11 protein-coding genes and 1 riboswitch are annotated in these 14,494 nt (G+C 46.5%); of the genes, 7 read left to right on the top strand and 4 right to left on the bottom strand.

Annotated features, from left to right (window positions below; genetic code table 11):
- Nucleotides 1-60 precede the first annotated feature (60 nt).
- Nucleotides 61-1,398 carry an ArsB/NhaD family transporter gene (locus tag QUA16_RS00210; RefSeq protein WP_333103782.1) on the top strand — a complete coding sequence of 446 codons (1,338 nt, stop codon included), beginning with the start codon at nt 61-63 and terminating at the stop codon, nt 1,396-1,398.
- A 160-nt stretch (nt 1,399-1,558) separates the two neighbouring features.
- Here the strand turns inward: QUA16_RS00210 and QUA16_RS00205 are convergent, their stop codons facing one another.
- Entirely contained in the window at nt 1,559-2,752 is a 1,194-nt protein-coding gene (locus tag QUA16_RS00205) for a sensor histidine kinase (protein ID WP_333103781.1), read from the bottom strand.
- A gap of 169 nt (nt 2,753-2,921) precedes the next feature.
- Nucleotides 2,922-3,134, top strand: a riboswitch (cyclic di-AMP (ydaO/yuaA leader).
- Nucleotides 3,135-3,234: 100 nt separating this feature from the next.
- Here QUA16_RS00205 and ntrB point away from each other — a divergent pair.
- The 4 genes from ntrB (at nt 3,235) to QUA16_RS00185 (ending at nt 7,514) form a co-directional block, all read left to right on the top strand.
- The gene (gene ntrB / locus QUA16_RS00200; RefSeq protein ID WP_333103780.1) at nt 3,235-4,083 is read left to right on the top strand and encodes a nitrate ABC transporter permease; all 849 of its coding nucleotides are present in this window, start codon (nt 3,235-3,237) and stop codon (nt 4,081-4,083) included.
- A 172-nt stretch (nt 4,084-4,255) separates the two neighbouring features.
- Nucleotides 4,256-5,686, top strand: a complete 1,431-nt coding sequence (locus QUA16_RS00195) for an ABC transporter substrate-binding protein (protein ID WP_333103779.1) — start codon at nt 4,256-4,258, stop codon at nt 5,684-5,686.
- Nucleotides 5,687-5,839: 153 nt separating this feature from the next.
- A complete protein-coding gene (locus tag QUA16_RS00190; protein WP_333103778.1) occupies nt 5,840-6,679 on the top strand; it encodes a nitrate ABC transporter ATP-binding protein in 840 nt (279 codons plus the stop codon).
- Nucleotides 6,680-6,725: 46 nt separating this feature from the next.
- Nucleotides 6,726-7,514, top strand: a complete 789-nt coding sequence (locus QUA16_RS00185; protein WP_333103777.1) for a universal stress protein — start codon at nt 6,726-6,728, stop codon at nt 7,512-7,514.
- Nucleotides 7,515-7,699: 185 nt separating this feature from the next.
- On the opposite strand, the gene QUA16_RS00180 is transcribed toward QUA16_RS00185, so the two are convergent.
- Nucleotides 7,700-7,918, bottom strand: coding sequence for a hypothetical protein (locus QUA16_RS00180; RefSeq protein WP_333103786.1), 219 nt, complete (start codon nt 7,916-7,918; stop codon nt 7,700-7,702).
- A 211-nt stretch (nt 7,919-8,129) separates the two neighbouring features.
- Entirely contained in the window at nt 8,130-10,091 is a 1,962-nt protein-coding gene (locus QUA16_RS00175) for a S9 family peptidase (protein WP_333103776.1), read from the bottom strand.
- Between the two features lie 79 nt (nt 10,092-10,170).
- Between QUA16_RS00175 and QUA16_RS00170 the strand changes: the two genes are divergently transcribed.
- Both QUA16_RS00170 and QUA16_RS00165 read left to right on the top strand, forming a co-directional pair.
- Nucleotides 10,171-11,094, top strand: a complete 924-nt coding sequence (locus tag QUA16_RS00170; protein WP_333103775.1) for a nucleoside hydrolase — start codon at nt 10,171-10,173, stop codon at nt 11,092-11,094.
- 142 nt (nt 11,095-11,236) lie between these two features.
- Nucleotides 11,237-12,595: a DUF3370 domain-containing protein gene (locus tag QUA16_RS00165; protein WP_333103774.1), complete on the top strand. Its 1,359-nt coding sequence runs from the start codon at nt 11,237-11,239 to the stop codon at nt 12,593-12,595.
- A 71-nt stretch (nt 12,596-12,666) separates the two neighbouring features.
- Here QUA16_RS00165 and QUA16_RS00160 read toward each other — a convergent pair whose 3' ends face one another.
- The gene (locus tag QUA16_RS00160; protein ID WP_333103773.1) at nt 12,667-14,250 is read right to left on the bottom strand and encodes a DUF4335 domain-containing protein; all 1,584 of its coding nucleotides are present in this window, start codon (nt 14,248-14,250) and stop codon (nt 12,667-12,669) included.
- Between the last annotated feature and the right edge of the window lie 244 nt (nt 14,251-14,494).

Below are 14,494 nucleotides of genomic sequence, written 5' to 3'. Positions count from 1 at the left end.
GTAAAATAACTCGGATCAAGAGTTTTTAATTTTTAAGTTTTAATTTTGTCAGGGGACTAAATGGAAAACGTGCAAGCTGCGATCGCTGCAACAACATTTATATGTGTAATTTTCTTAATAATTACAGAATGGATACACCTCACAGTTGCGGCATTTCTGGGAGCGGTGATTCTGGTTTTTACCCACGTGATGACGTTAAACAACGCGATCGAATATATCGGTCGGAGTCACGCCACGCTGGGCTTATTTTTCGGAGTCATGGTAATGGTGAGAGCCTTTGAGCCTACCAAAGTATTTGAATACTTGGCAACTCAAATGGTGCTTTTGGCGAAAGGCAAAGGCAAAAATCTCTTGCTGGGTATTGTCGCGATTACTACGCCAATTTGTGCAGTTTTGCCCAATGCCACGACAGTCATGCTGCTAGCACCATTAATTCCGCCAATGGCAGAAGAAGTCGGTGTAGATTTTGTGCCGTTACTGATTTTAATGGTATTTGTGGCTAACAGTTCGGGACTGCTGACAATCGTGGGCGATCCGGCGACATTCATTGTCGGCGATGCTATTAACATGAGCTTTGCAGATTACCTGCTAAAGTTAAGTTTGGGCGGGGCGATCGCAGTAGGAGTGATAGTAGTTATGTTGCCTTGGCTGTTCCGGGAAATTTGGCACAAAAACTTAGACGATTTGGAACATTTGCCCCACCCAAAAATCAATCACCCACGAGTTTTAGCAGTAGGCGGCTTAATTATAGCTTTCGTGCTGACATTTTTTGTAATAGGAGAGTCTCTGCCCGTGCCTATTTCACCGGCAGCCGTTGCTTTGTTGGGGGCTGCTTTGGCAATGCTTTTAGCTCACCATTCCAAAATTGATTCTGTTAATAATATTTTGCGGGATTTAGATTGGAGCACCCTGCTATTTTTTATGTCTATCTTTGTGCTGATTGGCGGTTTGGAAAAAACCGGAGTTATCGCCAGTATATCTGGAATATTAGCAGTGATTTTGGGTAAAAATATTTTTCTTGGTTCTTTAGTTTTGTTATTTTTTGTGGGTTTGATGTCGAGTGTGGTGCCAAATATTCCGCTGGTAGTGGCGATGGTGCCGCTGCTAAAACAGTATGTTGTCAATGTCGGGCTTGCACCGGCAGAGGTGCTGGCGCCGGATTTTGCAGGGCAGTTTCCACCTGCTGTGCTGCCGCTGTTTTATGCGATGATGTACGGAGCAACTTTAGGCGGAAATGGCACTTTGGTAGGAGCTTCTTCTAATATAGTGGCAGCGGGAATTTCTGAACAGCACGGACGCCGGATTTCTTTTCAAACTTTTCTGCGTTACGGGCTGCCTGTGATGGGGGTGCAATTGGTGGCTGCGGCTGTTTATGTAACTATTCGGTTTCTGATTTAAAGAAGTCATTAGTCATTAGTTATTAGTCATTAGTCATTAGTCAGTTGTCAGTTGTCAGTTGTCAGTTGTCAGTTGTCAGTCAACAGTTAACAGTCAACAGTTAACAGTTAACAGTTAACAGTTAACAGTCAACAGTCAACAGTCAACAGTTAACAGTAATCTAAACTCCATCCAATTCTAAGGGGAAAATTACAGTGAAGGAGGTGCCAACTCCTACTTCAGAAACTAATTCGATTTTACCTTGCAAAAGGTTGACTAATCGAGCGACAATTGCTAGCCCTAAGCCGGTACTGTCAGGCATCACAGAACCCAGGGAGTTGTTGGCCCGAACAAATGGCTGAAAAATCCGATCGCAGTCTTCTGAAGCAATGCCAATTCCTGTATCGGTGATGCAGATACTCCAATGTTCGTCTGGCAATAATTCGGTTTTTATGGTAATAGTACCAGCTTGGGTGTAGCGAATGGCGTTGCTCACCAAGTTGGTGATAATTTGCTGCAAGCGCAAGTAATCTGTCATAACTTGATCGAGAAATGGATCGCATTCAAGGGCGATCTCTAAATTTTTTGCTTTGGCCAAAGGCTCGATTATTTCGACAACAGTGCCGATCGCCGATCGCACATTTGTGGCACTTAGCTGCAATTTTATGCGTCCCGTGTCGTACCGCGAGATTTCGAGAGTATCGTTAATTAATCTAAGTAATAGTCTGCCGTTGTTGAGGACTTTATCAATATGTGCCAAATTGGGAGCCGAATCTTTAACTCTAGGATTGTTTATTTGGCGCAAAAACAATTGTGAGTAGCCAATAATAGAGGTGAGGGGGGTTTTCAATTCGTGAGCTAAGTGAGATATATTCTCTTGACTGGCGCGAAGTAAGCGACTCAGCTCTTGATTTGTAAGTTGCAATTGGTTTTGCAACTCCTGTAGTTCTTGGAATCTTGCCTGGGTATAGGTTTTGAAACAGTCAGCAATTGCTTCGTCGAGGGCACTGTCAATTAAGCGATAAGCTCGGTTCACTTCAGCGGCTGAGCCTTTTAGCAATTCTGGTTCTAAAGCATCGAAAATTACCCTCCGCAGCAAGCGGTATTCCCGCGCAATTTCTTCGGCATCGTAGCCTTGCCCGGCCCTGACATTCCCGTGGTCTAAACTTTCTTGTATAACTGCCCGAAAGTCGCTTTCTTCTGATTCGGACAGCATAGTTACGATCGCTTGCAGTACGATGGGAAGGCTGTCGCGCACGGAATCGTAGGGGAGTTGCTTGGCGGTGTCGATTTCCTCGTCGCCCCGAACAGCTTCGATCCAGTTTTCGGTAATTATATCAATTTTATCTTGTAGCGCTTGGCTAAAATCTATCATTACTTTTATAGAAATCAAGTAAGCAATCGTATTTTATATCTCTAGATTACTTTAATAATTAACTTTTTGAATTTTCTTTCAACTTTTGGGAGCTGTCGCACTCACATAGCTACTCCCAAAGACCTATTGACAATATAATACGCTCGTGCTAGCTTAAGTTAAATTGGCTTAAAACGTCAAGCCTAATCCAGCGCTGCGCGATCAAACCAAGCGTGTGGCTGGAGCGGAGGAACCAATTTTCGGGGCGAATCTCTACAGAATTAAAAATCCAAGTTAAAAATTGCCCAATTTGAGTGTAATTTTTGATTTTGAAATCTAAGGAGAAGGACATCTCTCAGTCCTAGCCCGTCAGCTAACTTCGCAGGCATTGAGAAGAGACTGAAAAGCCAAATGTTCTGAAAAAGATTGTTTGGCTTCGTCAGTGTCTCAGGTTGGTATTGTTCAAGATTCTTGTACCTGCCCTGACTCTGAAGGAGATTGAAATGTTCATACAGCTTAATTTATCTGCGATCGTACTTGCAGGAGTGGCAACGTGGAAACGTGTAAAACCCGTTGTCATCCGAGATGCTGTTTTGTTACCTGCTGCGGGTTTTTTGGGAATTATTGGCTTGTGGTGGATTGTTGCCAGCTTCAACAGCGATTTGATTCCCACTCCCTATCAGGCGTTAATCGCTAATTTAGATTACATATTCCATCCATTTTATCAGCGCGGGCCTGGAGATTTAGGCATTGGCTGGCTGCTGCTAGCGAGTTTGCGACGGGTGTTGGTGGGATTTTTCCTGGGTGCAGCAGTGGCGATTCCCGTGGGATTTCTGATCGGGATGTCGAAACCAGCAATGATGGCGCTCAATCCGCTGATTCAAATCTTCAAACCGGTGTCGCCGCTAGCTTGGCTGCCCATAGCTTTATCGATTTTTAATTTAGCAGAGCCGTCGGCAATTTTTGTCATATTCATCACGTCTTTGTGGCCGACAATTATCAACACAGCTTTGGGAGTTTCTAGCGTTTCCAAGGATTATCTGGATGTGGCGCAAGTGTTGGAAATGCCGCGCTGGAGGCGGATTACCAAAATAATTTGGCCGGCGAGTTTGCCATACATTTTTACAGGTTTGCGGATTAGTTTAGGGATTGCTTGGCTGGTGATTGTGGCGGTGGAAATGTTGACAGGCGGTGTGGGAATTGGCTTTTTTGTCTGGGATGAGTGGAGCCGTTTGAATCTGAGTTCGGTATTTTTAGCGGTGTTTGTAATTGGCTTAACTGGATTGTTGCTCGACGCTGCTGTTGACAAAGTTCAGGAATTGGTAACGCATCGATCGGTTATTAATCATTAGTCAGTTGTCAGTTGTCAGTTGTCAGTTGTCAGTTGTCAGTTGTCATTTGTCATTAATCATTAGTCAGTTGTCAGTTGTCAACAGTTAACAGTCAACAGTCAACAGTCAACAGTCAACAGTCAACAGTCAACAATTAACAGTCAACAGTTAACAGTCATTAGTCAAATTAAATATGAGTGACAAGTTTTCCAATGAATGGAACCGCCGAGAGTTTTTGCAAGGGATGGGATCGGCGGCGGCGGGAATGGCTTTATCTGGTTGTGCAATTAGCGCGGATCGATCGGCAAAAGGACTCACAGAAGAAGCCTCAGCCGTAAAGCCGGTTGTCGATTACCGAACCTTAGAAAAACCAAATTTAACCGTAGGATACGTGCCGGTTAACGATTGTGCACCATTTGCGATCGCCTGGAAAAAAGGCTTTTTCCGCAAATACGGTTTAAACGTCCAACTCAACCGCGAAGCAAGCTGGGCAACCTCCCGCGACGGCGTAATCTTCGGCCGCCTCGACGCCTCCCCAGTCGTATCCGGCGCCGTCACAAACGCCCGAGTTGGCGCCGAAGGAGCGCGCCACGCACCCCTGTGCGCGGCAATGACAATTCACCGCCACGGCAACGCCATGACGATGAACAAAGCTATGTGGGATTCCGGTTTGCGCCCGTGGCACGAATACAACGGCAATTTGGAAGAATTTGGCAAACAATTTCGCGCTTTTTTTGACCATCAGCCAGCGGAAAAAAGAGTTTGGGCAGTGGTTCTGAGTTCTGCGATTTACGAATACTTTGTCCGCTACATATCGGCGGCTGCCGGTGTCGATCCGTTCAAAGAATTTCGGGTAATTATTGTGCCGCCGCCGCAGATGGTAACTAATATCAGGATTGGCGCCATGCAGGCTTACATGGTGGCCGAACCTTGGAATACGCGGGCAATTCAAGGCAATTTGGGAGTGGGTTTTACCTTCGTGCAAGGCAAGGAAGTTTGGCTGGGACATCCCGATCGCCTTTTGGGAGTAATGGAATCATTCATTGAGGAAAATCCGAAGACTTATTACTCGCTGGTTAAGGCAATGGTGGAAGCTTGTCAGTATTGCAGCAAGCCGGAAAATCGCAGTGAAATATCGGCGCTGCTAACTGAACGATCGTTTACGGGGGCGAAACCCAAAAAAGGGGCGATCGACAAATTTACGCGACCGGCAATTGTTGGCGACTACAACTATGGAGGGTTTGACGAAAAAGACCGCACCATACAATCGGAAGATGCAACTATTTTCTATGACATTCCTAAGAATTTGCCTCAAATACCGGGAAATCATTCAACATTTATGTGGCAGTCTCAGAGTATTTGGTTGATGACTCAAGCCGCTCGCTGGGGACAGATTAAGGAAGTTCCCCAAAATGCTGAGGAATTAGCTAAAAAAGCTTGGAGAACCGACATTTACCGCAAGATTGTTGCCGAAATGGGGATCGATTGTCCGAAGGAGGATTACCAAGTGGAACCTGCAGAACTTTTCATTGATAAAAAGGCATTTGATCCCAGCGATCCGGTGGGTTATTTGAATAGTTTTGAAATTCGAGCCAACCGCCCTCAGTCTTTTTTTCAGTCTTAATGTTTGAGATGTTGCGCTTTTCCTAATGTCCCGCCAGGGAATTTATTCCCTGGCTAATAGAAGACAGTCGGTTGAAACCGACTGCCCAATTTTAGGATTTAGGCAATAGCAAGAAAATTCCATTAACACTTTACTACTTTTTAGGAGAATACCGTGAGCCAATACACTTCTACTTCTACCAGTACCCAAAGTTCGGTCAAGAGCGATCGTCTATTTCTGGAAATAGAGAATTTGTTCAAGTCTTACAAAAATGGTGACGGTACAGAATTTAGCGTTCTCGAAAATATCAATTTAAGTATTGGAGAAAACGAATTTATTTCGGTAATCGGTCACTCTGGCTGTGGCAAATCAACGCTGCTAAAAATAGTGGCTGGTTTGGAAAAACAGAGCAGGGGAATGGTGACACTGGAAGGAAAAGAAATTCGCAAACCTGGAGCCGATCGCATGATGGTATTTCAGCACTACGGGTTGCTGCCTTGGCTGACGGTGCGGGAAAATATTCGGCTGGCCGTTGATGAAGTTTTGCAAAGTCTTAGCCGCCCGGAGAAGATTAGTCTTGTCAACGAACACCTAGCAATGGTAAACTTAACGGCAGCAGCCGATAAATATCCAGACGAAATTTCAGGGGGCATGAAACAGCGGGTTGGGATTGCGCGAGCTTTGGCGATTCGACCGAAAATGTTATTAATGGACGAACCGTTTGGAGCGCTGGATGCTCTGACTCGCGGTAAGTTGCAGAAACAGGTGCTGGACATCTGGGAAAATCACAGACAAGCTGCAATGATGATTACTCACGATGTGGATGAAGCTATCTATATGTCCGATCGCATTGTGCTGATGACAAACGGCCCGGCTGCGACGATAGGTGAAATTTTGTCAGTGCCGTTTGCGCGCCCGCGCGATCGCCAAGAGTTGCGGGAATCCCAGGAGTATTACGAACTCCGCAACTATGCTTTGAATTTTCTCGATCGCTACTTTACCCAAGACGAATAACGCCCGACGGACAGACCAAACAATTCACTTAAGAGAGGTCAAGCCTGTGAATCTCAAAACAATGTTAGCGCGTTTTGAAAGTGCATTGGGATATCAAAACTTAGCCGAAGAAATGGTGTTGCTGCCGGAGCCACAAGTGCAAGGTTCTAAGAAATCAAAAGTTACAAAATCGGCAAAAAGTATCAATTTTATTGTCGGTTACAACAGTTCTCCAAAAAGTCAAACAGCTCTGGACATTACCCTTTGGATGGCGCATCAAACTCGTTTAGTAACAACTAAAGAAGTCACGGTTCAAGTTGTCTACGTGATCGACGAAGCGCCCAAAGGTTACGGCGAAGATACTTGCAAAGTTGCTGTGGGCAATGCGTTGGCTGCCAAGCCGAAAGTGTCGGATTTAGAGGAAGCATTTGCCCTTAATTGTGCAGCGCCTGCGATCGCTTTACCTCAAACCGAAATCCCATCAATATTCCAGGGAAAAAGTTGGATCGAGCCGCATTATTTCCAAGCAATTTTTGGTCAAAATAATCAGTACGAGGTAGCAGATAAGTTGCTGTGGCAAGCGCGCTGTTTGGCTGAGGAATGGCGCGGTTTATTCAAAGCTCATTTACGCATCGGGGGGGTTGCTACAGAACTGAGAAATGTGGTTGAATTAGAATCAGCAAATTTACTGTTTTTGGGCTGTGGTTCTGGCAACCATCGGCTGGTTAGGGAACTAGGCAATAATTTTCCGTGCTGCGTACTCGGGATTCCTTCGGCACTCAGCTATCAGATGGATGTTCAGCCTGAAGAAAGTTTGAGCAAGTTACAGTTGGCGACAACCATACCTGCACGTTAAACTTGTTCACTCGTTGGGCCAGAATCTAATTATGTAAGGTGCAGCGCACCCTTTTTTTGCGTAAATTCTGTATCGTTCAAAAATTAAAAATGGTTTCCTCCCTCGAAGTCCTAATTATGACACAATTAGGACTTTTTTTGATGGTGGAGATTTTAAAAATTATCGTCAATGAAAATTATCTGCGCTTATCTGATCATAGACAGTTCGTTAACTAATTTTATCTTTCCCCGGCACACAGAGCGCAGCAGGCGATCGATCGAGCGTTTGTCTTCCTCAGTCAAATTTTCGTCGAAAATAGCAGCCATCAAACCGTACCTATCGGCTATAGTAATGTAGCCATTTTGATTCACTTCGGAAAACAGCTCGCCCAAAGCAGATGGAATCAGGTGGACAGGAGTTTGCATAGTAATTGACTCTTTACTCGACGATCGCGATCGGGCGTTTCTGCAACAACAAAAGGCGATCGCACTATAAAAATTTATAGCTGTATTGCCTTTAAAGGTGTGACAATAAACAGCAAAAATTGTGAAGTAAATCACATTTAAAATTTGCGAATTACGCTAAGGTTGCAGTTGCTTTTTATGGAAGACCGAGCAACTGCAAACTTAATGTTTTCTAAAGATTGAAAATCACCACTTCCTCCACAGGTTCAGCTAACTCAAACTTAAACACCCGCGAATAGAAATAGAATTCGCCGTCAAGAGTTCTTTTGATATTTTCAGCACGGCGAAAACCGTGCTGTTCCCCTTCATAAGCAACATAAGCAACCGGCAAACCTTTAGCTTTCAATATCTCTACCATCATTTCCGCTTGATTGGGCGGAACCACTTTATCTTCTAATCCTTGAAAGAAGATAACGGGACAAGATAAACGTTCGGCGGAATGAATCGGCGAACGATTTACATACAAATCTTTTCTTTCAGGATAAGGCCCGATTAATCCATCCAGATAGTGCGCTTCAAATTTGTGAGTATCCGTTGCCAAAGCTTCCAAATCGCTAACTCCATAATAGCTCGCACCGGCCTTAAACACATCGCGGAAAATAAGAGCGCACAGCGTAGTGTACCCCCCTGCGCTGCCTCCGGCGATCGCCATTCTTTCGCCATCAACTAAACCTTTTTGAGCTAAATATTTAGCACCGTTAGCGCAGTCATCAACATCGACAATTCCCCAACTATCTTGCAGTCTTTTTCTGTATTCTCTGCCGTAACCAGTGCTGCCGCCGTAATTAACATCGAGCACGGCAAAACCGCGACTCGTCCAATATTGAATTTTCAAATTCATGCTGCTAGAAGTAGCAGCAGTTGGGCCTCCGTGACTTTTAACGACAAGCGGCGGTTTTTCACCCGCAGGCGCTGCGAAATCTTGATTTTTCGGGGGATAGAAGAAACCGAAAGCAGTCAAATTGTTTTCCGTGGGAAACTCGATAGGTTCCGGTACTGAAAGATAACCATAGTTGATGCTTAAATCGCTCGATTTTCGCAAAATTTTTCGTTGATTTGTGGCCAAATTAAATTGTACAATAGCCGTAGATTCAGTCGGCGAACCTGCCAGGAAAACCACAGTTTCTCCCCGCGCTTTGACAGACGAAATATCAGTGTAAGGCGTGTCAATTGTTATCAACTGCTTAGTCGTTAAATCAAGACTCGCTAAATGCCACTTGCCTTGCTGAGTGTAGGTGCAAATAATTTTGCTTTCCGAGACAACGGCATAAGTAGACATTCCAAACACCCACTGGGGCAGTCCGAATTCCGCAGCCATTTCGCACAAGCTGGTTTCTATCTCTGCTTCCCCCCGTACCAAGGGGGGATTGAGGGGGGTTCTAGATTGCCAGCGGTAGAAATTCCACCAGTTCGACTTGTCAGAAACAAAATACAAAACTCCATCGGGCGACCATTCCGGTTGAAAAATCGACTCCTCAACCCCGCCAGCAACTAAGTATTTTTCACCTAAAGAACCGTCAGCATTAATTTCTGCCACCCACAATTCTGTGCCATCCCACGGCATATTTGGATGGTTCCAACAAATCCACGAAAGTTGAGAACCGTCTGGACTTAAACGAGGGGAAGCATAAAAATCCTTGCCCTGAGTTAAGATTGAAATATCTTCGCCGTTATCTAAATTAATGCTAACAATAGTGTTGACAGGTTCGCCTTCCCCAGCATAGTCTTCGCGCACGCAAATCAGGCGATTTCTTTGCTTGTCAACTATCGCATCTGCATAGCGATAATTAGCAGCCGGTGTCAGAGGTTGGGGTTGAGAATCTAATGCTTGAGAGTAAATACGTTGGTCGGCAAAATGAGAAAAATAGACAACACCGCCAGCAACTGCAAAGGAAGCGCCGCCGTATTCGTGAACGCGAGTGCGAACATTAAAAGGAGGCGGTGTCACGTCGCTGATTTTACCATCAGGAGTGCGCCGCACGAGGACGCTTCTCCCCGCTTCCGAAGGTCTTCCCTCAACCCAGTAAATATCATCGCCGTCAATAGCAATTTGTCCGATTCCGACAGTTCCAGAAACAATTAAATCGGAAGAAATAGGGGATTTCCAAGAGCCGTAAGGTGATACTGTATTCATATAGTTGAGGCAGTTGTGTTTCTGGCACAAAAAAAATTATATTTGTACTTTACACTAATTCAGTCACCGGGGAAGCAAAATGTCTAAAAAACTCGTACTAATGGATCACGACGGTGCAGTTGACGACTATCTCTCAGTCGTGTTGCTGATGACAATGGAGGAAGTCGAAACTCTGGGAGTAATTGTAACTCCTGCGGACTGCTACATTCAACCGGCCGTGAGTGCAACGCGCAAAATCCTTGATTTGATGGGGCGTTCAGAAGTTCCGGTGGCGGCGAGTACCGTGCGGGGACTGAATCCATTTCCGGTGTTATTTCGGCGAGATTCCTTTGCAGTCGATCGACTTCCCATTCTAAATGAAAAAGGAACCATTGACACGCCGTTAATATCAGAACCCGGACAAAACTTTATGGTGCGAGTTTTGCAAGATGCAGCCGCACCAGTCACATTAATGGTAACAGGGCCGTTAACAACAGTAGCCCAAGCTTTAGATATCGCGCCAGAAATTGAAAGCAAAATTCAAGAAATTGTCTGGATGGGAGGCGCCCTCAATGTTATCGGCAATGTTAGCAAAGATATGGAACCCGGACAAGATATGTCGGCGGAATGGAATGCTTACTGGGATCCGATAGCAATCGAGAGAATTTGGCAAACCCAAATTCCCGTTGTCATGTGTCCTTTAGACATCACGAATAATGTACCGCTAACTGTAGAATTTTCCAATCTCTTAGCAAAACAGCGCAAATATCCAATTTCCGACTTAGCAGGACAGTGTTATGCCCTAGCAATATCTCAAGATTACTATTTTTGGGACATTTTGGCAACCGCTTATTTAGCACATCCCGAATTTTACCAACTGCGAGAGTGGGAAGCAGAAATTATTACCGAAGGCATCAGCCAAGGACGCACAAAAGTTAAAATAGGAGGGCGAAAAATTCAAGCAATGGATAAAGTAGACACAGCCAAATTTTACAATTACATATTACAACAGTGGGCGAAGTAAAAATCACAATATCTGCTAGAGACGAGTGAGCAAAATCTCCGTACAAAACCCGCCCTGACGCCAATATTTACGGGTTCTTCTCTTCCCTCTCTTCCTCTGCGCCCTCTGCGTCCTCTGCGGTTTAAAAAAACTCCTCTCAAAAATGCTACCAATTCTATCAATCATCCCCTTAGCCCAAACCCCTCCCGCACCTCAAGAAATCGTCCAAATCCAAGAAGTGCGACCACTCCCCGGACAGTTAGACAACATACCAGTATTTAACAGCAACAGTCCAGAATTAGTGCTGCAAGAAGGAATTTTGCTTTCGACATTTCCCCCCGATGGTAAAAGATTTCCGGCGGCACATTTAAACTTTCCGTTTCAAGGACGTTTCGACATATTTGCCCACCACATAGCCCGCGCACCTTCCCCGGAAGATTTGCGAACATTGTATCAAGGAGTAATTGTTTACAATCCGGGCAACAAACCTGTAACATTAGATATATTGCAAGCTGCGAGTTATCTCAGCCAACCCGATGCACCTTTCATTGAATTGCCGCCGCAAGTCGATAATTCAAACAGTAATATTTACGCAGGGCCGGGAAGCCGTGCTGTGAATGATATTCTCAGAGGAAGGAGACAGTCTGACTTTGAGCCGCAGTTAATTATTCCACCGGGAAAAAGCCAACTGTTGATGAATCATCCGATACCGGTGCGGGGATTGGTACCGCTGCTAAACGGTCGATCGACCTTGATGCGGTTGCGGAGCGATGGTATAGTCTATGTTGCCAGTCTGGCGATGTTTGCCCGAGTTGACCCAGAGGGAAACGGACAGGGAAACGAGCGATCGCCCAATTTAACAGAATGGCAAAACTTATTAGATAATAGTAATATAGCCGGGCCGCGCGATCGAACTCCCACACCGCCCGAAATCACCGAAGGTCAAATAATTTACGGCCGAGTTGCCGGTGTAGCATTAGGTTCACAATGGCGAGCACTTATCTCAGACAACCCCGCCACATCAAACCTAACAATTCCCCAACCCGGAACAGCATTTTCCTACCCATTAAGCAGCCTCCCGCGCGGAATGCTGGGCACAAATCAAGTGCAAAGTGCGAGAATGTTAGTTCGCTACCCAGATACAGCATACCGCGCCCACGGCAATTACGGAATTCAATACAATCTCAGCTTGCCTCTGTACAATTCTACCAGCAAAAATCAAACTGTAACTGTCGCGATTCAAACTCCAATTAAGACAGACAAATTAACTTCAGGAGGACTTAGTTTTTTTGAACCTCCGGCATCTCAAACTTTTTTTAGGGGGACGCTTAGAGTGCGCTATACTGATGACAATAAAGTGCCTCAAACTCGCTACGTGCATTTAGTGCAGCGGCGGGGAGAGCAGGGGGAACCTTTGGTAAAACTAGAGATGAAATCGGGAGAAAAGCGACTTGTAGAAGTGGATTTTATTTATCCGCCCGATGCGTCGCCGCCGCAAGTTTTGACAGTGAAAACCCATTAAATTTGATTTGAACTTGTTTAAGATTAGCAATTAACCGGGATTTCCCATCTCGACAATGTGTTTGAGAGCGTTTAATCACTCTCTTCCAGAAAGGTTTGTACTCGACCGTTCGGTCGCAAAACAACTCTAATTTTCGGTTTTTTTCCATTAGAAACGGCAGAAACAAACGGCTCGCCGGCTAATGGCATATTAATTTGCTCGATATAATCTGCTGCTGCTTTTCCCATCGGCACAATACTTTGAACTGACCCATTTTCATCGATCAGCACGCTATATTCCAAAGTTTGTTCCATTCCTTCCGGAGGCTTCCAGCGTTCCTCAAAGTAAGTTCTAGCTTCTGAAACTTGAGGAATTGTATCAAATAAAGTGCGGTTTTTTCTGCTGGCAGCGGCCTGGTTGTTGTCCTCAGACTCCGCTGGCGGTTGAGCATCCTCAAGGGCTGGGAGTTCGGTACTGGCGGGGGGGACAATCGGCTTGATGCGGCGGGGGAACTGTTGCGGCGCGGGAACGGGAAATCGGGAAGCAGACAGGGAGGGGGGCAGGGGGGGCGGTACGGCGGGAGCTAGTCTGGGCGGTAATGGGGGCAGCAGGTAGGGTACTGGTGCGGGTGCTTGGGGGCGGCCCTGGGGCGGTTCTTCGGGGGCGGGAATAGTGATTGTTGACCCTTGAGGGAATGCTGGGGCGCTCTGTGGAACGCTGGGTGCGCTGCCGTTAGCGGGAAAGAGCAGGGGTGGCTGCTGGATGGGGCTGGGTTTGTTGGTGGGGGGAGTTGGGGCGAGGGCTATGGGGGGCAAGCTGGGGCTGGGGGAGGCGGCGGTGTTGATGGGCGGGGGCGGCAGGGGCGGTAAACCGGGTGTGGCTGCGGGTGTTGGTGCTGGGGGTGTGGGTAGGGCGGGAACTGGACTGGGGGAGACGCCTGCAGCTAGCTGGGGGCTTCCTGGATCGGGGGCGGGAGCGGGGGCTGTGGCGGTTTGCGGAGAGGTGGCGGTTCGATCGAGCATTTTGATAATTCCAGTCGTCAGGCCCGCCATCGCGACCAGCATGGCTGCCACCTTGAGCCAGGGTGAGGACAGCGGTTGTCGGGACTCGCGGTTGAGGTTGGGAAGCGCCATCACTTCGGCGGCGCAGTCATCTAGCGCTGTGGCCAAGTCAAACAGTTGCAGGGTGCTCAAGGGAACTACTGGCCCGGATTCTGCGGCGCTCAAAGAGCCTAAAAACAAGTTGTGGGCGAGCAAGCCGCGGGGTTCTAAGCGGGGGGGAACCGGAAGGTAGGAAGTTGGGAGGGAGTAGGGGTTGGAATTTGCTAGTTCGGAAGTGTTGACGGCTAGATCGAATATAACGGCATTACGTGCGACTTCTGGCGAGTCTGAACCCGCAGGAATACGGTCGGTTTGAGAGTTGAGGTTGCTGTCCCAATCGCGGGATTCGCCGAGCAAGTTTTGGACGTAGTTGCTAACAGCTTCGTGGAGGGTTTCGAGTTGAATTCGATCGCCCCTGAGAGTAACGTGTTGGGTATCTGGCAGCCTGGGGTCGTCGAGTCGCAGCTCAAAACTTAAAGATTTAAACACCGGTTGGCCCGCCCAGCGAGATAGAGGCGAACTTTTGGCTGTAATTTCCAGCGTGCAAGTGGGGGGCGTGTACCGTTTGAGAACCATAGCAGAAAGTCTGTTGACTGTTGACTGTTGACTGTTGACTGTTGACTGTTGGCTGTTGACTGTTGACTGTTGACTGTTGACTGTTGACTGTTGACTGTTGACTGTTGACTGTTGACTGTTGGCTGTTGACTGTTGGCTGTTGACTGTTGGCTGTTGGCTGCTGACTGTTGGCTGTTGACTACTGACTAATGACTAATGACTAATGACTAATGACTAATGACTAATGACTACTGACTACTGACTA

Source organism: Microcoleus sp. S13_C3 (assembly GCF_036700905.1).
Taxonomy (GTDB): domain Bacteria; phylum Cyanobacteriota; class Cyanobacteriia; order Cyanobacteriales; family Microcoleaceae; genus Microcoleus.
The sequence above is the reverse complement of the archived record's forward strand: the minus strand, read 5'-3'. Positions and strand labels throughout refer to the sequence as shown.